Consider the following 18,756-nt stretch of genomic DNA (forward strand, 5'->3'; position numbering starts at 1 on the left):
TTGAACCCTTCGCCTGAATGAATGTTATAGTTATATGCAAATTGAAATAATTACGGGAAGTCCCAGAAAAGACAGTGTTACCTATAGAATTGCGCTACACTTGCAAGCGTATCTACGCCAACATACCGATCATATGGTGGGTATTATTGATGTGAGAGAGTGGAAACTGCCATTATTGGAAACTGTATTTTCAACAGTAGATCAGGCGCCTGATGCCTATAAACCGTTAGCAAAACGAATTTTTGCAGCCAATGCATTCATTCTAGTAACACCAGAATACAACGGTAGCTATGCTCCGGCATTACAAAATTTGCTGGACCATTTTCCAAAGCAAAGCAGAAAAGCATTTGGTTTGGTAACTGCTTCTGTTGGTGCAATGGGAGGAATGCGTGCCTCTCAACAATTGTTGTTGCTGGTTCCAGCCTTGTTTGGTATAGCTTCTCCGCATATGCTGATTGTTCCTCAGGTAGATAAAAAGTTTGATGCAAATGGCCAATTGACTGATCCTGGATTCCAGGGCGCCATTGATAATTTTGTAAAGGAGTTTTTATGGTTGGCCGGGAATTTATTACCAGAAACGGTAGTTGAAAAACGAACCGTATATAATTAATTTTTAAAAGGGTGGCGGAGTTGTAACTTCGCCATTCCTTTTTATACAGCATCATGAGCGACGAAATAAAACACGAATGCGGTCTTGCCTACATTCGTTTGCGCAAACCCTTCTCTTATTACCTCCAGCAGCATGGAACGGTAACATATGGCTTAAATAAGCTATATCTCTTAATGGAAAAACAGCATAACCGGGGCCAGGATGGAGCAGGTATTGCTACTGTTAAATTGAATATTGAGCCAGGAAATCCCTATTTACATAGGATGCGTAGTAATGCTCAGCAACCCATTGCAGATTTATTTTTTAAAATTGGTCAGGAAATTCAGGAATTGGAAAAATACCAGGCAGATATCAAACAACATCCTGGCTTAATGAAAGGTCATTTGCCCTTTTTAGGAGAGTTGTTACTGGGTCATCTTAGATACGGTACTCAGGGTAAAAACAATGTTGAATTCTGTCATCCTTTCATCAAGAGAAATTTAATGCCAGGCAAGAACTTGGCTTTGGCTGGTAATTTCAATCTTGTGAATACCGATGAACTCTTTGAGAAAATAGGATTTCAGCCGGGTGATTTTCAGAAGCAAAGCGATCTTGCTGCGATGATGGAAGTAGTACATCATTATCTGGTAAAAGAAGACGATTCCAATCCCAACAATGCAGATATCAGTACAGTATTAAAAAATGCAACTCCATTATTTGACGGGGGTTACACCATTGGTGGATTATTAGGTAATGGGCATAGTTTTATTATGCGGGATGCCCATGGCATAAGACCTGCCTATTATTATGTAAATGAAGAAGTAATTGTAGCGGCCAGTGAAAGGGCTGCCATCAGAACTACCTTTAATGTTGCAGAAAACGAAGTGAAAGAATTAATGCCTGGAACAGCATTGATTGTAGATGATAAAGGTAACTATTCTATAGAAAACATTCTTGCTCCAAAAGAAAGAAGAGCCTGTTCTTTTGAGAGAATTTATTTTTCAAGAGGTAGTGATGAAAAAATTTATCGGGAAAGAATTGCGTTGGGCCACCACCTGAGCAAGACCGTTTTAGAATCTATTTCTTATGATTTGAAAAATACTATTTTCTCTTATATACCTAATACTGCTGAAGTTGCTTTCTATGGCCTTGTAAAAGGCATGGAAGAATATTTGAATAAGATTAAAGTAGAGCGAATACTGAGCTGGGGCAACGATTTCACTCCTGAGAAACTGGAGGAAATGGTGAACAGAAAAATTCGACAGGAAAAAATTGCTATCAAAGATGTTAAGCTGCGAACATTCATTACGGAAGACGCCAATCGAAATGAAATGGTACAGCACGTTTACGATATTACCTATGGTACAGTTCGTAAAAATGAAGATACATTGGTTGTAATTGATGATAGTATTGTAAGAGGAACAACATTAAAAGAAAGTATCATCAGAATGCTTTCAAGATTACAGCCCAAAAAGGTAATTGTTGTTTCTTCCGCTCCTCAAATACGGTACCCTGATTGCTACGGAATTGACATGAGTAAACTGGGAGACTTTATTGCATTCAGAGCAGCCATTGCTTTACTAAAAGAAAGAAAACTAGATCATATTCTGACTGAAGTGGCGCAACAGATTCACGAAATGGAAGCAAATGGAACTCTCCATACTGAAAATGTAGTTCGTCAGATTTATAAACCATTTAGCACACAGGAAATTTCCAATAAAATTGCTCAACTTATTACGCCTGAAGGAGTAGAGGTTGAAGTAGAAGTAATCTATCAGACCATTGAGGACTTACATGAATGCTGTCCTACCAATACAGGAGACTGGTATTTTACAGGGAACTACCCAACTCCTGGTGGAAACAAAGTAGTTAATAAGGCATTCCTTAATTTCTTGAGTGGTAAAAATGTAAGAGGATACTAATCAGGGGAGAATATGATTCTCGTAGGCAAAGCTTACCAAATGTGCCAGATTATTTACATTAAATCTCTTATATAAAGGCTGTATTCTTTTTTCAATGGCTGAGCTTGAAACACCTAATTTATCGGCGATTTCTTTAAAAGAATATCCTTTGGCTACATAGCTTAATGCCTCTTTTTCTTTTCCAGAAATGGTGAGAAATTTTTGTACTGCTTTGTTGATTACTTTTTCAAATTCTTCTTTGTCTGGCCCGTGCACATCATAACGCATCACAATTCCAAAGTGAATATTTCTATTAATTCTGAATCTGCCAATAACATAGTCTACGCCTCCCTGCTCATCTACTGTTAAAATTCCAATTTTGGCTTCCATTGGAACAACACTTCCATTCTTGTGAATTTTTTTTAACTCAACAGTAAAGCTATAGTCTTTAATTCCATTTTTTCTACTAAGCAAGAATTCGATGGTTTTGCTATTGATTTCATGAGAAAAAGCTTGATAGTTAGCATCGGTTTGTTTGATGATTTGCTGAAGTGTTATTTCATCGTCTTTGAATCCCAATGTTTCTTCCCAGCCGTCTGCATAAATCAGTCTTTTATCTTTGAATGAGTAAATATAGATGGCTTCATCTGCAAAACGGATCAGGCTCCTCTTGTACTGCTGAAAAATTGGGCAGTTTTTGTCAGCTGGCAAATCAGTAATAATGGCCGGATCTATTGAAGCAATTTTAATCGGCTTATTCATAGGCACAATTTACTAAAAACTGTGTAATAACACAGTTGTTCAGCGTTTTGGATTGGGTTAGATTTGCATTGATTAACTATCGGGGGGTAGTTAATTCTGAGGTCGCAATCCATTAAGGTTTGCGGCCTTTTTTGTTCTTTAAACTCTGTAGCAGAATGCATTGATATTCATTCCGGCACCAACAGATGCAAACATAACGATATCCCCTTTTGAAAGCTGATGTTCTGACATTTCGCCTCGTTTTACCAAATCGTATAAGGTGGGAATTGTAGCCACAGAACTATTGCCAAATTTATGAATACTCATGGGCATGATATTCTCGGGTATTTCGCGAATTCCGTATAACTTAAAAAGGGCTTTGATAAACCCCTCATCCATTTTCTCATTTGCCTGGTGTAAAAAGAACTTCTTTACGTTTTTTACATCTACTTCACTTTTTTCAAGACAGGCTTTCATGGCAAGGGGTACATTTTTAATAGCATACTCGTACACTTTTCTCCCTTTCATTTTAATATATCTGACTGCAGGGTCTGCATCTGGTAAATAGGATTTACCCATAGTGATATATCTTAATTCATCATTACAATGACTTTGCATGCTACTTGCAATGATGCCGGCATCGGTATCGCTTCCTTCTACAGCTTCAATAATGGTAGCTCCTGCTCCATCACTGAATATCATACTATCTCTGTCGTAATGATCAATCACTCTACTCAGGGTTTCAGTACCAATTACCAGACAGCGTTTTGCCAATCCAGCTTTAATAAACGCATCTGCCTGAGTAACACCCAGAATCCATCCAGGACAACCAAATAAAACATCATATGCAACACAGTTGGGATTAACTATGCCCAATGCATGTTTAATATGTGAAGCCAAAGCAGGTACGGCATCGGATTGAATGGTATTTTTTATAACGTTACCAAAATTGTGAGCCACAATAATCTGGTCAATGGTTTCATGGTCAATACCTGCATCTTCAATAGCATGCTTGGCAGCAATAGCACCCATATCGCATGCGGTAAATTCATTACCTGCATATCGTCTTTCTTCAATGCCTGTTATGTCTTTAAACTTTTCAACAATCTCAGTTGAAGGAGTAGGGATTTTCACATGATCTTCTCCGTAAAAATCCTGGTTGGCAAAATCTTTATTGGTTTTAATATGAGGAGGAATGTAACTTCCTGTTCCAGTGATTACCGTTCTGATTCCCATTGATTTTTTATTTATTGCTCCTTCAAATGTAATCATAAATAAAAAGGGATGGCATGCCACCCCTTTTTAAATTACAGTATACTAACAAGCGTTTATAAGTATTGGTCTCCCTTGTTGCGTTTTACTTCTGCAACATATTCTTTAATGGCTTGTTCTTTTTCTTTTTTACAAATCATTAATACATCCGGGGTATCTACCACAATAAAGTCGTCCAATCCCTGAAGCAGTAATAATTTTTCTTTAGGTGCAGAAACCATACACTTGGTGGCATCAATGATGATGACGTTTTCTGAAGCTACTGCATTGCCGAGGTAATCCTTTTCCAGATTATCGTAAGCGCTGTTCCAAGTTCCCAAATCGCTCCAGCCAAATGACGATGGAATTACATACACATTGTCTGCCTTTTCCATGATGGCAAAGTCAATTGAGACATTGGTACACAATGGGTAAATGCGGTTGATTGCTTCTTTTTCTCCGGGTGTATTGAAATGTACTTTTTCTGCATCAAACAGTTCATACATCTCAGGCTGAAATTTTTCAAATGCCTTCATTACGTTCTTTACTTGCCAAACAAAAATGCCGGCATTCCATAAGAAGTCGCCACTCGCAAGGAAAGTTTTAGCCAGTTCAAGATTGGGTTTTTCAGTGAATGTCTTCACTTTATAAATTGCATCTGCAACCTGCATGGGTTCATGCTGAATATAGCCGTATCCAGTATTAGGATGTGTTGGTTTTATACCCAGTGTAACAAGAGAATTGATATGAGCAACAAAATCCAATGCCTGTAAAGTAATTTTTCTGAAGTTTTCATTGTCCAGAATCATATGGTCACTGGGTGCAACAATTAAAGATGCTTCCGGATCCTTCTGTAATAACTTATAAGAAATATAAGCTACACAGGGAGCAGTGTTTTTTCTACTAGGCTCAGCAAGAATATTTTCTGGTTTTAGCTCAGGTAATTGTTCCTGTACTATGGATACATATTCCTCCGAAGTAACAATAAAAATATTGTCATTCGGAATAAATGATGCATAACGCTCATAGGTCCAGCGAATCAATGATTTACCTGTATTTAAAATATCTAGAAACTGCTTGGGATAACTTGTTCTGCTCTGAGGCCAGAAACGACTTCCAATCCCTCCTGCCATGATGGCAACATAATGGTGTTGATTCATTTGAATGTCTTTAATTGCTGCAATACAAACGATTTACCATTAAACTTATTGCTTAATTTATACAATTCCCTCCCTAATTAAATCATGGAGATGTATGATTCCCATATACTGGCTGTTTTCAGCTACTACCAGTTGACTAATATCTTTTTTACGCATTAAATCCAGTGCTTCAACTGCCATTGCCTGAGGCGAAATCGTGATAGGGTCAGGAGACAATATATCTGCAGCACAAATGGTAGTTATATCGCTGGTTTTTTCCAGCATTCTTCTTAAATCTCCGTCTGTTATGATTCCTTTTAGCATGTTCTTCTCGTCAACTACGGCAGTTACGCCCAAACGATTTTGGGTAATTTCTACAATTACTTCTTTTAAACCGGCAGTAGGTAGCACAGCAGGCTTCTGATTTACTTCAGACAAATCTTCTACTCGCAGATACAAGCGCTTCCCCAAATTGCCCCCCGGATGAAATTTCGCAAAGTCCCTGTTATTAAACTGGTTCAATTCCATTAGACAAACTGCTAGCACATCGCCCATTACCATTTGAGCGGTAGTACTGCTGGTAGGAGCTAAATTATTAGGGCAGGCTTCTCTTGCCACAGTTGTATTGATGACCAAATTTGCTTTCTGTGCCAGATAACTATCCATGTTTCCTACCATACCAATCAATAGATTGCCAAAGTTATTGATCAGGGGGATCAGGACTTTGATTTCAGGGCTCTCTCCGCTCTTACTAATCAACATCACTACATCATCGGCCGTAACCATACCTAGGTCGCCATGTATGGCATCAGCAGCATGCATGAAAAGGGAAGGGGTACCCGTGGAATTAAGGGTAGCCACTATTTTTTGAGCCACAATGGCGCTTTTACCAATTCCGCTGACAATCAAACGACCTTTCGTCTGATGGATTGCCTGTATGATTTTTTCGAAATCAGCATTGATAAATTCTTTTAACCCCTGAATGGAAGCCATTTCCGTATCAATGGTTTGTTGCGCTATGGCCTGGATATTTGTATTCATGCTTGGCAAAGGTAAACTTTAACAGCTTTGGTCGGGTATTGCATAGTGGATTCATTAACTTCGCAACCCTTTTGCAAAATAGCTTGTTTTTTAGGCTATTTGTTGAAATAAATGAGGAAAAAAGGTAAAAATTGTTTAACTTTTACAGAGACAGATTGTTCAAGTGAAGTAAATAGAAATCCCCCGATGCCAACGACTACAAAAAAACCAGTAACCAGGAAATCCACCGCTAAAAAAACTACAGGCGCAAGCCAATATCCTATTCATGCGGCTTTGGAACAATATTTTGGTTTCAAAGAATTTAAAGGAACACAGGAAGCTGCCATCAATAGCTTATTAGATGGGAAAGACACTTTTGTAATCATGCCAACAGGAGGAGGTAAAAGCCTATGTTATCAATTGCCTGCCTTGATGCTGGATGGCTGTGCCATTATTGTATCTCCATTGATAGCCCTGATGAAAAACCAGGTGGATCTGGTGAGAGGATATAGTGAAAATGACGAAGTAGCCCATTTTTTGAATTCTTCACTAAATAAAAGCCAGATTAAGGCGGTTAAAGATGATCTGAACAGCGGAAAGACCAAGCTATTGTATGTTGCTCCAGAAACCTTGACTAAACAGGAAAATCTCGAATATTTCAGTGATCTGAATATATCTTTTTTTGCAGTGGATGAAGCACACTGTATTTCAGAGTGGGGGCACGACTTCAGGCCAGAATACAGAAGACTCCGGGAAATGATGGACATGATTCATCCCGACAAGCCTGTTATTGCCCTTACGGCTACGGCTACACCCAAAGTTCAAAGTGATATTGTTAAAAACCTAGGATTAAGAGATGCCAATATTTTTATCTCTTCCTTTAATCGAACCAATCTGTTCTATGAAATTCTTCCAAAGATTCAAAAAGAACAGACTGTAAAAAGTATAGTCAAATTCATTACCCAGCACAAAGGTAAAAGCGGTATTATTTATACACTTAACCGAAAAACGACAGAGGAACTGGCGGAATTGCTGGTTGCCAATAAAATAAAAGCAGTTGCATATCATGCCGGTCTTGATCAGAAATTAAGAGCAGAACGGCAGGACCAGTTTTTGAATGAAGACGTACAGGTGATTGTTGCAACCATAGCATTTGGGATGGGAATTGACAAGCCGGATATCCGTTTTGTGATTCACTTTAATATCCCTAAGTCTATTGAAAATTATTATCAGGAAACGGGAAGAGCGGGTCGTGATGGTCTGGAAGGAATCTGTGTATTGTATTATTCTCATAAAGATGTATCCAAACTGGAGCATCTGATGCGCGATAAGCCTTTAAGCGAAAGAGAAGTAGGTGCTCAGTTAATTGATGAAATGGTTGCTTATTCTGAAAGTGCGGTTTGCAGAAGAAAGATTCTGCTACATTATTTTGGAGAAACTACCGCAACTGAAAACTGCGGACTTTGCGATAATTGTAAGAATCCAAAAGAGAAGTTTGAAGCGAAGGAAGAAGTCGTAAAAGTACTGAAAGTAGTAAATGCACTAGATGGAAGATTTGTTACCGATTATGTGGTAAACGTTTTAACCGGAAAACTTACACCTCAGATTACTATGTTCCGTCATGATAGTTTACCTGAATTCGGAATAGGAAAAGACAAGGAACAACATTTATGGAACAGCTTAATCAGGCAACTCCTGCTTGAAAATCTATTGCTGAAAGACATAGAAGAATATGGCTTATTGAAAGTGAGTGAAAAGGGACTAAAATACCTGAAGAAGCCAGCTTCTTTTAAAATGGTGCTCAACAATTTGTTTGAGGATGCCAATGCAGATGATGATGAAAGTGAAAGTGGGTCTCAAACGGGAGCGGCAACTGATGAAAAATTATTTGTCATGCTAAAAGAGCTGAGACAAAAAGAGGCCAAGAAAAAAAGCTTACCTCCGTTTGTTATTTTCCTTGAAAGTTCTTTGCAGGATATGGCTACACTATACCCTACCACATTGGATGAAATGAGTAAATGTCAGGGGGTAAGCAAAGGGAAAGCATTGAAGTATGGTAAGCCATTCGTAGAGTTAATTGCGAGCTATGTTGAGGAAAATAATATAGAAAAACCCGATGACTTTGTAATGCGAAGCGTTGCCAACGCAGCTAGTAATAAAATTTATATCATACAGAATGTAGATAAAAAAATCCCTCTCGAAACCATTGCGCGAAACAAAGATTTGAAACTCGACCAGTTATTGGAAGAGATGGAAACCATTGCTGCAAGCGGTACCAGACTGAATCTTGATTATGCCATTGATGAATGGTTGGGTGAAGACGAACAGGATGAAATTTTGGAATACTTTAAAAGCTGTGAAACTTCTTCACTAGATGTAGCTCGCGAAGAACTGGCAGAGTTTGATTTTAACTGGGAGCAATTAAAAATTATGAGAATCAAGTTCCTGAGCGTCTACGGCAATTAAGTTATTTTTTAAAATAACTGCTGGTACGTTGTTTCAGGTTTTCGCGAATATTTAAATAGTATAAATTAATGTCGCCTACATGATAGTTTTTGGTGGTATAAAAAATATTGCCAAAAAATCTGGGTTTGTTTGTCCATAAAACATTCCCTTCTATTTTGGCTGAAGCAACTGCTGGTACTATTTTATTAAAATTCAGCAGGATTCCTCCTTTGTTTAAACCGGCATCTGCAACAGCAGGTTCTTCATTCCAGGTTAAAGGATTGGTAACAATTGCCTTATTTTCTTCTTTTAAAATCAAAGGCGGTGTATAACCTGTTTTATATGTACGCCAGCTTACAATACATCCAGTCTGACTGCTGGTTTTGCAGGATTGTATTTGTGAATATTCATTCTCTGAAACGGGTATTCCAATTAAATAGGCGGCTACCAGTTTTTTTTGCAGTGGCTGGTTGTCAAAGAATTCTTTCACTAATCTTTTACCATGTGTGGTTCCCTGACTATGGGCTGCAATGATGATTGGTTTGCCTCCGTTGTAATGATTTAAATAGTATACAAATGCTGCTTTAATATCCTGGTAGGCCAATTCAAAAGCTGCTATTGCAGCCATGCTGTCTGCTGTATTCTTTGGGAAGTAAGCCTGTAAATTTGCTTGACGATATCTTGGTGCATAAATTTTTCCTGCCTGATTAAATGCACTTGCTTGGAATAAAATGGTACTATAATCTGTTTTGGCATTCAGTTCATTGTTATAAATGGGGGCACTGTATCCAAAAGGCATTTCACTATCTGTGTAGGTAGTAGGGTGAATAAAAAATACATCTACAGTAGTATCGGTTACCGCTGTCGATTTCAATGGTTTTGGTGTGCTGTCTGCAGGATCCTTTTTATCCGGATGCGCAGCCCAGTAATAAAGGTCCCGATAATCAGGTAAATTTGCGGGGTCTCTTTCTTCATAGGAACGTGCCATTTTTTTATAAGGCATTCCACAGGCAATCCCCAGAACGCATATGATAAAAACCAATATTGCAGAGTTCTTCATAGAATAAAGTTCACTCTTTTTATTGGATTTGGTTACAGTGCATGCTATTATTGAATTTCCTGTATTTTCGTAAAAACTATTGTTATGGCCATACCTGTTGTTGATTTAGCCCGTTTTACGCATGGAACTCCTGAGGAGAAAGCCGCTTTTGTGCAGGAGTTAGGTAAAGCGTATGAAGAAGTTGGATTTGTAGCTGTGAAAAACCATGGGGTTCCGGACGAGTTGATTGCCAACCAGTACGAATATGTTCAGCAGTTTTTTTCTCTTCCTTTAGAGAAGAAAAAGCTATATGAAATTCCTGGTTTAGCCGGACAAAGAGGATATACCAGTTTTGGAAAAGAACATGCAAAAGGTAGTGACGCGCCGGATTTAAAAGAGTTCTTTCAATACGGCCAAACAGTAGAAGACCGCGATGCCATTCAATCTGAATATCCAGATAATGTAAAGGTTTCAGAAATAACATCTTTCAACGAAACCTTGTATAATGCGTACAGAAATTTTGAAAAAAGCGGTAAAGCTCTGCTGCAGGCAATTGCATTGTATCTGGGTTTAGATGAACATTATTTTGATGAGCATATTCATAACGGAAATTCCATATTACGTTGTATTCATTATCCGCCTATTACCTCTGAACCCAAATCGGCTATCCGTGCAGAACAACACGAAGACATCAACCTGATAACTTTATTGGTTGGTGCTTCTGCCGATGGTTTGCAAATTTTAACTAAGCAGGGTGAGTGGGTAAATGTTACCTCTCTGCCAGAGCAGATAGTTGTGAATGTTGGTGACATGCTTCAGCGGCTTACCAATAATAAATTGAGAAGTACAACACATCGGGTAGTAAATCCTGCCAGGGAATTATGGCATACCAGCAGATTTTCTATGCCCTTCTTCCTTCACCCAAGAAGTGAAATGAGTCTTGCCTGTCTGGAAAGTTGTATTGATGAACAGAACCCCAAAGCATATCCGGATACAACTGCCGGTGAATACCTGGATGAAAGATTAAGAGAAATTGGACTAAAGAAATAGTCTTCAATTGAACCTGATTCGTCATATCCCCTTTTTAAGAGCTGTGTTTTTGCACAGTATGACTGCTTTTGGCGGACCGCAAGGACATCTGGGAATGATGATGAAAACATTCGTACATCAGCGAAAAGATGTAACGGAAGAGGAATTACTTGATTACAATGGATTTTGTCAAATGTTGCCTGGAGCATCTTCTACTCAGGTATTAACTTTAATTGGGTATAAGCGAGGAGGAATTTTATTATCCATCATTACATTAATCATTTGGATTTTTCCGGCTAGCCTGTTAATGTCTAGCCTTTCTTTTTTGTTGTATTATTTTGATAAGATTCAAAACCCAGCTACCTTCTTCAGATTTATTCAGCCAATGGCTATTGGATTTATTGCATATTCAGCAATCAGAACTTATAAAGTTGCTGTAAACAATACCATTACTAGGGTTATTGTTTTGATTGCAGCGATCGCTACTTTTCTGGCCTTTAAAACACCCTGGATTTTTCCGATTTTGATTGTTTGCGCAGGAACAGCAACCAATTTCAGCGATAAGCGAATTCCTCAAAAAGGGGTTCCTCCTAAGCAGGTGAAGTGGGGTAATCTCCTAATTTTTTTGTTGCTTTTTGGTATTACTGGTTACTTGTCTGAAACAGCTACCAAACAAAATTGGGAGAATCGAAAAGTGTATAACCTCTTCGAAAATAATTATCGATTTGGAAGTCTGGTGTTTGGTGGTGGAGATGTTTTGATTCCATTGATGTATGAACAATATGTTACCCGTCCACAATCCAAAAGAATTCTCGAAAACAAAAGAGATGTTTTGAAAATTGAAAGAGAAGCTTTTTTAACAGGATCCGGAATCATAAGAGCTATTCCTGGCCCGGTTTTCTCAATCGGTGCTTTTACGGGTGGCATGGTATTAAAGGAAATGGGCTTCGAGAAGCAGGTTTTGGGTTGTATAATAGGAGGCATATCTATTTTTTTACCTAGTGCCTTACTCGTATTGTTTTTCTTTCCTGTTTGGCATAATCTGAAGAAATATGCAGTGATATTCAGGTCTTTAGAAGGAATTAGGGCTTCGGTTGTGGGGATTATGACCGGCGCTGTTTTTTATTTGCTAAATGATCATATTTTACCTGAACTGGCTTTGCAGCACTGGTCAATTTTGGCTGATTTAGGTATTGTAATTGCTACTTTGCTCGTACTTCGGCTGAATCGGGTACCCGCTCCTTTTATTGTAATTGGTTGTTTATTGCTGGGCGCTATTGCCTGATTTTTTGTATCTTCCTCTGAAGCATATTTTCAATTATGGTAACCATTGCCCTATACAATTTAAAAGGTGGAGTCGGCAAAACGGCTGCAACTATCAATCTGGCCTATTTAAGTGCCAGACAGGGATATAAAACGTTGATATGGGATCTGGATCCGCAAGGTTCTTCCTCTTTTTACCTGGGGGTAACATCAACCGTTAAAAATGAATCCAAAAAACTTATCAGTGGTGAAATGGATCTGACAGATGCCATACAATCCTCTGCATATGAAAATCTGGATATTATTCCTTCCGACATATCAGCAAGAAACGCAGATATATTATTGAATGATATGAAACAGAGTAAAAAGAAGATTGCTTCTTTGCTGTCATCGGTGAAAAAATCCTACGATATTGTTTTTCTCGATTGCCCTCCGGGTATTTCCATTTTACATGACGCAGTATTTACAGGAGCTGATTGGGTATTCATGCCGAATATACCTACTACCTTATCCATCCGGTCATTCGAATCGGTCTTACAGTATTTTAAGGAGAATGATTTGGATACTTCCAAATTAAAATGCTTCTTCAGTATGGTAGACCATCGGAAAAACCTGCATCATGAAGTGATCAATGAATTTTATAAAGACAAATTGTTTTTCAAAAGTTATATTCCTTATTTAAGCGACGTCGAAAAAATGGGTGTAAATCAAGCCCCGCTGGAAACCTTTGCTGCCAGTAGCTTTGCAGCACAGTGCTATAATAATTTATGGAAAGAAATTAAAAAGACCTGTATAGAATAATATATGAAAAGAGAACTTAGCTCCTGGTTTAGTCCTGCTTTAAATAAAGAAATGCCTATTGCTGCGTATGGTCACTATGGCTTTGCAATACTGCTAATTCCAACAGCTGCTGCAGATTATCTTGAATATGAAAGGTTTCAACTCATTGATGCCATTGCGCCAATGATAGAGTCCGGAAAATGTAGGGTGTTCAGCATCGACAGTATGAATAAGGAAAGTTGGATGAACAATCAGATGCTTCCAGAACATAAAGCCATTCGCCATAATCAGTTCAATGAATATGTGTTCAATGAAGTGGTTCCCTTTATTCGTAATAGTACCAGCAATGAAACAATGATTTATACCTGCGGAGCTTCTTTTGGTGCGCTGCATGCAATGAATTTGTTTTTGAAGCGGCCCGATATTCTGAACGGCGCTATCAGCATGAGTGGTGTTTATAATTTAACAGAATATACCAAAGGTTTCTGGGACGACCAGGTATTTTACAATAGTCCTGAACATTATATTCCTAGTTTACAGGACGATTGGTATCTCAGTAAAATAAAAGCCAGTCATCATATTCATATTTATACGGGTAGCGGCAACTTTGAAGACCCGGAAGCCTCCAAGCGATTTGCTGGTATTTTATACAACAAAGGAATATGGTACGATTTGGATGTTTGGGGTCCAGATATTCACCACGACTGGCCTACCTGGCGATCTATGCTTCCCTACATTTTGGATAAGAAATTTTAAACTGTAAAAAACTCGTTAATTCCCGAAGAACGTATGGTACTATGCCTTTGCTGAACTAATATTACACATTAATAAAAGGCAATTGAGGTATTATTCCGGAATATTGGGTTTCATTTTACTACTGCTTTTCTCCTTTACAGCTGGTATACAGGCTCAGTATACAACAGTAAGTGGGAACGTATATGATATTTCTGCGAGAAGACCTTTGGAAGCGGTTGCAGTACAGAGTACTTCTGGTAGAGGTACCATTACGGATTCTACAGGTTATTACAATTTAACGGTATTAAAAACAGATTCTATCTGGTTTTCATTGATTGGAAAGTCTACTATGAAATATCCAGTGGATACCATCAGTAACCTCGAGCGCTTCAATGTAATGATTCATGTACGTGCTTTTGATTTACCGGAAGTAAAAGTGCGTAACAATTATTATCGTTACGATTCTATGATGAATCGTCAGGACTATGCTAAGGTATTCAACTTCAAAAAGCCAAGTCTGGGAGTAGTCTCCAGCCCTAATTACAATCCAGGTGCTTCCGTTGGGTTTGATCTAGATGGCATTATCAATATGTTCAGGGTTAAACGAAACCGAAGTATTTTAACCTTACAAAAAAGGCTGCTTGAAGAAGAAGAAGAGAAATATGTAAACAGCAGATTTAGTAAAATCTTTGTCAAGAAAATTACAGGGCTTCAATCTCCGGAATTAGATACTTTCATGCGACGTTACCGTCCAGCATATGCGCTTGTTAAATTGTTGAATGACCTTGAACTGGGATATTATATTGGTCAGCAATATGAAACATATAAGTCAACCAGGTATAATTGGCGCGGAGGTTTGTATAGAAGAAAGGATGATTAATATTTCCTGATAGCTTTTAGTGCTTTTGTACCCAATAATTCAATCAAGGGTAAGAGTGCGCCGAATCTTTCATCGGTGCTATGCCCATGTTGATAGCGATGATAAATTTGTTGTGCAATAACTGCATTTTTAAATAGTCCGAATGCATAATAAAAATGCATATCAGAAACATCTCTTTTGGTAAGGCTTGCATACATTGCAATAATTTCACTCCTTGTTAAATTTCCGGTCAGCCAGGTACAGTTGTAATGTTTAAAAATAGGTTCTTCATCGGCTTCAAACCAATATGCCAGCATTGCACCGAGGTCCATCAGCGGATCACCCACTGTTGCCATTTCCCAATCCAATACGCCTACTACGCTGGTTAAAGACTCATTGAAAACAACATTGTCATATTTAAAATCATTGTGTAAAAAAGCAGGTACTTGCTCTCTGGGTAAGTTTTGTTCTAACCATTGGGCAACTGTATCTACAGAGGAAATTTTATTTGTTTCTGCAGCATAATATCTTTTAATCCAACCACTCACTTGTCTGCTTACATATCCTTCAGGCTTTCCCATAACAACAAGATTCGTCTTGTGAATATCGATAGAATGCAATGCAGCCAAAGTTTCTACTAGTAATGTTGAACAATGAGTAAATTGTGCCTGACTCAAAGAAAGCCGGGGTGTGTTTTGTGCGCGAAGTATAATCCCTTCTAATGCATGCATAATATAGAAAGGTTTCCCGGTAATAGTATCGTCTATGCAGTACAATACAGGATGCGGAATGAGAGAAAAGAAAGGTTCTATTTGTTTTAATACCTTGTACTCTCTTTCCATATCATGTGCCGATTGAATAGCGGCACCGGGAGGAGCCATTCTCATTACTAGATTCTGGTTGCCGGTTTGAATTTGATAAGTTAAATTGGAATAGCCACCAGGGAACCGACTGATACTTTTTATGGGAGTTATTTCAGGAATGGCTTTTACCAATAACTGATTCAATCTTTCTATATCAAAATTTTCCTTTTCTGAAAGAGGAACAGTTTTTTCCATCATAGCATTTATTTTTTTCTATTCATTCCATATTGTTTCAAAATATGCAATGCAAGACTTTGTTTATGTACTTCATCTGCGCCATCCCAAATTCTAGCCCCTCTTTCGTGTTGGTATAAATTCGCAAGCAAGGTTTCATCAGATATACCCATTGCACCGTGAACCTGAATGGCGCGATCTAATACTTTTACAACCATATTGGCCACATAAAATTTAATCCCCGCAATCTGATCTCTTGTTGAAGCAGCTCCAAATAAATCAATATTATGTGCTGTTCTAAGCACCAACAATCTTGCAGCATCTATTTCAACTCTGCTCTCTGCAATAAAGCCTTGAATAAATTGTTGATGACCTAACATTTCTCCCTCTTTGATCTCTCTGGAAGCAGCTCTCTTACACATCAAATCAAAGGCTTTTTCAGCAATACCTACCCAGCGCATACAATGATGAATTCTACCCGGCCCCAGTCGTTCCTGTGCTAACTTGAATCCGGATCCCTCTGCTCCAATCCTATTGCCTGCAGGTATTCTGCAATTGTTGTATCTTATTTCAGCATGACTGGCCCAACCTTCTCCTGCTTCACCGAATACTGGAATGTTACGAACAAATTCAAATCCGGGGTTGTCGGTAGGAACAATAAACATACTGGCCCTTTCATGTGGTGATGCTTCGGGGTTGGTTACTGCCATTACAACAGCGAATGATGCCCCGTCTGCAGAAGATGTAAACCATTTGTGTCCGTTAATAATATATTCATCCCCATCTCTCACAGCGGTGGTACCTAATCGGGTTGGATTGGAACCTGCAAACTCAGGTTCAGTCATAGAAAAACAACTTCTGATTTTTCCCTCCAGTAAGGGTGCTAGATATTTTTCTTTGATAGCTTCAGATGCAAAGCGGGCTATCAATTCTGTATTTCCAATGTCCGGTGGTTGTGCATTAAAAACGTATTGTCCATAATAGGGAGATAAGGATAAAATTTCGCTTACCTGACCAAACTCACATAGTGTTAAACCAATACCCCCTTCACTAACGGGCAAATGAATATTCCACCATCCTTTTTCTTTTACCCGTTTTCTTATTTCGTTTAATAATTTTTCTGTTTCCTTAAATGGCCTGAGGGTATGATCTTTTTCTAAGGGAATTAATTCGACTTCTACAAACGATTTGATTGCTGGTAAAAGCGCTTTTAATCTTTCAGTAACAAATATTGCTTCCATGATTTTGCTTAAATGGTTACACCGCCGTCTGCTGTGAAAATAGTTCCTGTGCAATAGCCCGATGCAGGTGCAGCCAGGAACAAGGCAAGTGCTGCTATTTCATCAACGGTTCCCATGCGGGCAATGGGCGCCATTTTTACAAACCGGTTTAACCATTTTTCGTCCTGCCATAATGCTTCTGAAAATTTGGTTTTGATTAATCCCGGACAAATTGCATTCACTCTGATTCCGTCTTTACCCCATTCTTTGGCAGTTACTTTAGTGAGCATATTCAAAGCAGCTTTAGATACAGAATACAAGCCCAGCCCAGGATCCGGTGTAATACCAGCAATGGAACTGATATTGATTACCGAACCACCGCCTCTTGCTTTCATAATAGGGTAGGCCATTTTCCCCAGTTCAAAAGGTGCTTTCACATTCACATTCATGATTTTATCAAAGGCCCAGGATTCAGATTCCACTACCGGACCAAAAACAGGATTGCTTGCAGCATTGTTAACCAGTATATCAATTCCACCAAAAACCTCTATGGTTTTATCTATTAATATTTTACAAGCTTCCGTATCTCCTGCATTGCCTGCAATACCAATGCATTTTCCGCCGAGTCCCTGTATGGATGCAGCAACTTTATCCAGTTCTTCCTGTTTTCTAGAATTGATTACAACTGATGCGCCACTACTCGCAAAGTAATGTGCAATGGCTTCTCCAATTCCTTTGCTGGCGCCGGTAATTAAGGCTACTTTACCTTCCAGACTAAATGCTTCTTTTATTTGCATAAGTAATTTATTTTGAGAGTGCTTTTTGCATGGCTTTCATAAACTGATCTTTCACTTTTAATCTGAACCAGGTTGGTGCCAGTCTTTTTAGTTTCCACATGGTAACAGCAGCTTTTGGCAGAATGATATAAAGTTCTTTTTTACCTGCACGGATTAGGATTTCATTAGCAACATCAGCGGCTTCCAATCCAGATCTTTCTATGAATTTTCGTGTAATTTTTTCAGTGATTACTCCGCCCCTTACTGAATTGGCAATATTGGTTCTGAAATAGGTAGGTTGAATGCAGGATACATGAATCCCGGCATCCAACAACTCACTGTAAAGGGTTTCACTGATAGCAACCACTGCTGCTTTGGTCATATTGTATCCGCCCATAGTAGGAGCACAGCTGATAGCAGCTGCACTTGCCGTATTTAGGATATGCCCGTAACCCTGTTTTTTCATAACTGGAATAAAATACCAGCAACCATACAAAACCCCCATTTGATTTATTCCCACCATCCACTCATAGTTTTCAAGAGAATACTCTTCGAAAGGAGACCCATCGCCAACACCTGCATTGTTAAACAGTAAATCAATACCTCCTGTCATTTGTAAAAATTGTTCGGCTATTTCTTTGTATTGATCTTTGTCTGCCACGTCCAGAGAAAAAGGCAGCGCCTTACCTCCAGCTTCCAGTACCAATCCCTCCGTTTCCTGATTAAGTTTTGGCTGGTTGTCTGCCAATCCAATGGTCCAGCCATCTTTTGCCAGTGCAATTGCTAATGCCCTGCCCAATCCAGATCCGGCACCGGTAATAAATGCTCTTTTTTGAGGATATCGAATGCTCAACTGATACATAGGCTGAAATTGTTTACTGAATGTAATTAAAGCATTGCATTTTTCAGTTCATTCACCGAATTATTTTGTG

At 38.7% G+C, this 18,756-nt stretch carries 17 protein-coding genes; 8 read left to right on the forward strand and 9 right to left on the reverse strand.

All coding sequences use genetic code 11. The annotated features are described in order from the left end of the window. The first annotated feature begins 34 nt into the window (after positions 1-34). Both TEGAF0_RS10865 and TEGAF0_RS10870 read left to right on the forward strand, forming a co-directional pair. A complete protein-coding gene (locus TEGAF0_RS10865) occupies positions 35-610 on the forward strand; it encodes an NADPH-dependent FMN reductase (protein WP_264898217.1) in 576 nt (191 codons plus the stop codon). A gap of 53 nt (positions 611-663) precedes the next feature. Continuing rightward, entirely contained in the window at positions 664-2,511 is a 1,848-nt protein-coding gene (locus TEGAF0_RS10870) for an amidophosphoribosyltransferase (protein ID WP_264898219.1), read from the forward strand. On the opposite strand, the gene TEGAF0_RS10875 is transcribed toward TEGAF0_RS10870, so the two are convergent. The 4 genes from TEGAF0_RS10875 to TEGAF0_RS10890 all read right to left on the reverse strand — a co-directional run bounded on the left by TEGAF0_RS10875 (position 2,512) and on the right by TEGAF0_RS10890 (position 6,662). Continuing rightward, positions 2,512-3,252, reverse strand: a complete 741-nt coding sequence (locus TEGAF0_RS10875; protein WP_264898220.1) for a LuxR C-terminal-related transcriptional regulator — start codon at positions 3,250-3,252, stop codon at positions 2,512-2,514. A gap of 138 nt (positions 3,253-3,390) precedes the next feature. Further along, entirely contained in the window at positions 3,391-4,503 is a 1,113-nt protein-coding gene (locus TEGAF0_RS10880; protein WP_264898221.1) for a 3-oxoacyl-ACP synthase III family protein, read from the reverse strand. Between the two features lie 56 nt (positions 4,504-4,559). After that, positions 4,560-5,642, reverse strand: coding sequence for a mannose-1-phosphate guanylyltransferase (locus TEGAF0_RS10885; RefSeq protein ID WP_264898223.1), 1,083 nt, complete (start codon positions 5,640-5,642; stop codon positions 4,560-4,562). Between the two features lie 57 nt (positions 5,643-5,699). Next, complete coding sequence (locus tag TEGAF0_RS10890; RefSeq protein WP_264898225.1) at positions 5,700-6,662, reverse strand: KpsF/GutQ family sugar-phosphate isomerase; 963 nt, start codon at positions 6,660-6,662, stop codon at positions 5,700-5,702. 186 nt (positions 6,663-6,848) lie between these two features. Between TEGAF0_RS10890 and recQ the strand changes: the two genes are divergently transcribed. Next, entirely contained in the window at positions 6,849-9,107 is a 2,259-nt protein-coding gene (gene recQ / locus TEGAF0_RS10895) for a DNA helicase RecQ (protein WP_264898227.1), read from the forward strand. A gap of 1 nt (position 9,108) precedes the next feature. Here the strand turns inward: recQ and TEGAF0_RS10900 are convergent, their stop codons facing one another. Beyond that, positions 9,109-10,074, reverse strand: coding sequence for a DUF3089 domain-containing protein (locus tag TEGAF0_RS10900; RefSeq protein ID WP_264898229.1), 966 nt, complete (start codon positions 10,072-10,074; stop codon positions 9,109-9,111). A 156-nt stretch (positions 10,075-10,230) separates the two neighbouring features. Between TEGAF0_RS10900 and TEGAF0_RS10905 the strand changes: the two genes are divergently transcribed. The 5 genes from TEGAF0_RS10905 (at position 10,231) to TEGAF0_RS10925 (ending at position 14,812) form a co-directional block, all read left to right on the forward strand. Beyond that, positions 10,231-11,175 carry an isopenicillin N synthase family dioxygenase gene (locus tag TEGAF0_RS10905; RefSeq protein ID WP_264898231.1) on the forward strand — a complete coding sequence of 315 codons (945 nt, stop codon included), beginning with the start codon at positions 10,231-10,233 and terminating at the stop codon, positions 11,173-11,175. A gap of 7 nt (positions 11,176-11,182) precedes the next feature. Continuing rightward, a complete protein-coding gene (chrA, locus tag TEGAF0_RS10910) occupies positions 11,183-12,439 on the forward strand; it encodes a chromate efflux transporter (RefSeq protein ID WP_264898232.1) in 1,257 nt (418 codons plus the stop codon). Positions 12,440-12,474: 35 nt separating this feature from the next. Next, complete coding sequence (locus TEGAF0_RS10915) at positions 12,475-13,218, forward strand: ParA family protein (RefSeq protein ID WP_264898233.1); 744 nt, start codon at positions 12,475-12,477, stop codon at positions 13,216-13,218. 3 nt (positions 13,219-13,221) lie between these two features. Beyond that, a complete protein-coding gene (locus TEGAF0_RS10920) occupies positions 13,222-13,953 on the forward strand; it encodes an esterase family protein (RefSeq protein WP_264898234.1) in 732 nt (243 codons plus the stop codon). A gap of 82 nt (positions 13,954-14,035) precedes the next feature. Next, complete coding sequence (locus tag TEGAF0_RS10925) at positions 14,036-14,812, forward strand: carboxypeptidase-like regulatory domain-containing protein (protein WP_264898235.1); 777 nt, start codon at positions 14,036-14,038, stop codon at positions 14,810-14,812. Here TEGAF0_RS10925 and TEGAF0_RS10930 read toward each other — a convergent pair. The 4 genes from TEGAF0_RS10930 to TEGAF0_RS10945 are packed head-to-tail and all read right to left on the reverse strand — an operon-like array spanning position 14,809 to position 18,686. After that, entirely contained in the window at positions 14,809-15,852 is a 1,044-nt protein-coding gene (locus tag TEGAF0_RS10930) for a phosphotransferase family protein (RefSeq protein ID WP_264898236.1), read from the reverse strand. The two genes, TEGAF0_RS10925 and TEGAF0_RS10930, sit on opposite strands and share 4 nt — an antisense overlap. 5 nt (positions 15,853-15,857) lie before the next feature. After that, positions 15,858-17,069, reverse strand: a complete 1,212-nt coding sequence (locus TEGAF0_RS10935; RefSeq protein ID WP_264898237.1) for an acyl-CoA dehydrogenase family protein — start codon at positions 17,067-17,069, stop codon at positions 15,858-15,860. A gap of 8 nt (positions 17,070-17,077) precedes the next feature. Continuing rightward, positions 17,078-17,845 carry an SDR family NAD(P)-dependent oxidoreductase gene (locus tag TEGAF0_RS10940; RefSeq protein ID WP_264898238.1) on the reverse strand — a complete coding sequence of 256 codons (768 nt, stop codon included), beginning with the start codon at positions 17,843-17,845 and terminating at the stop codon, positions 17,078-17,080. A 7-nt stretch (positions 17,846-17,852) separates the two neighbouring features. Next, the gene (locus tag TEGAF0_RS10945) at positions 17,853-18,686 is read right to left on the reverse strand and encodes an SDR family NAD(P)-dependent oxidoreductase (RefSeq protein ID WP_264898239.1); all 834 of its coding nucleotides are present in this window, start codon (positions 18,684-18,686) and stop codon (positions 17,853-17,855) included. Positions 18,687-18,756: the final 70 nt, after the last annotated feature.

It is taken from the genome of Sediminibacterium sp. TEGAF015 (genome assembly GCF_025997995.1).
In the GTDB taxonomy this organism is placed as follows: Bacteria; Bacteroidota; Bacteroidia; order Chitinophagales; family Chitinophagaceae; genus Sediminibacterium.

Coding starts and splice junctions, on each gene's coding strand:
- TEGAF0_RS10865 (WP_264898217.1), top strand. CDS start 35: ATGCAAATTGAAATAATTACGGGAAGTCCCAGAAAAGACAGTGTTACC.
- TEGAF0_RS10870 (WP_264898219.1), top strand. CDS start 664: ATGAGCGACGAAATAAAACACGAATGCGGTCTTGCCTACATTCGTTTG.
- TEGAF0_RS10875 (WP_264898220.1), bottom strand. CDS start 3,252: ATGAATAAGCCGATTAAAATTGCTTCAATAGATCCGGCCATTATTACT.
- TEGAF0_RS10880 (WP_264898221.1), bottom strand. CDS start 4,503: ATGATTACATTTGAAGGAGCAATAAATAAAAAATCAATGGGAATCAGA.
- TEGAF0_RS10885 (WP_264898223.1), bottom strand. CDS start 5,642: ATGAATCAACACCATTATGTTGCCATCATGGCAGGAGGGATTGGAAGT.
- TEGAF0_RS10890 (WP_264898225.1), bottom strand. CDS start 6,662: ATGAATACAAATATCCAGGCCATAGCGCAACAAACCATTGATACGGAA.
- recQ (WP_264898227.1), top strand. CDS start 6,849: ATGCCAACGACTACAAAAAAACCAGTAACCAGGAAATCCACCGCTAAA.
- TEGAF0_RS10900 (WP_264898229.1), bottom strand. CDS start 10,074: ATGGCACGTTCCTATGAAGAAAGAGACCCCGCAAATTTACCTGATTAT.
- TEGAF0_RS10905 (WP_264898231.1), top strand. CDS start 10,231: ATGGCCATACCTGTTGTTGATTTAGCCCGTTTTACGCATGGAACTCCT.
- TEGAF0_RS10915 (WP_264898233.1), top strand. CDS start 12,475: ATGGTAACCATTGCCCTATACAATTTAAAAGGTGGAGTCGGCAAAACG.
- TEGAF0_RS10920 (WP_264898234.1), top strand. CDS start 13,222: ATGAAAAGAGAACTTAGCTCCTGGTTTAGTCCTGCTTTAAATAAAGAA.
- TEGAF0_RS10930 (WP_264898236.1), bottom strand. CDS start 15,852: ATGATGGAAAAAACTGTTCCTCTTTCAGAAAAGGAAAATTTTGATATA.
- TEGAF0_RS10935 (WP_264898237.1), bottom strand. CDS start 17,069: ATGGAAGCAATATTTGTTACTGAAAGATTAAAAGCGCTTTTACCAGCA.
- TEGAF0_RS10940 (WP_264898238.1), bottom strand. CDS start 17,845: ATGCAAATAAAAGAAGCATTTAGTCTGGAAGGTAAAGTAGCCTTAATT.
- TEGAF0_RS10945 (WP_264898239.1), bottom strand. CDS start 18,686: ATGTATCAGTTGAGCATTCGATATCCTCAAAAAAGAGCATTTATTACC.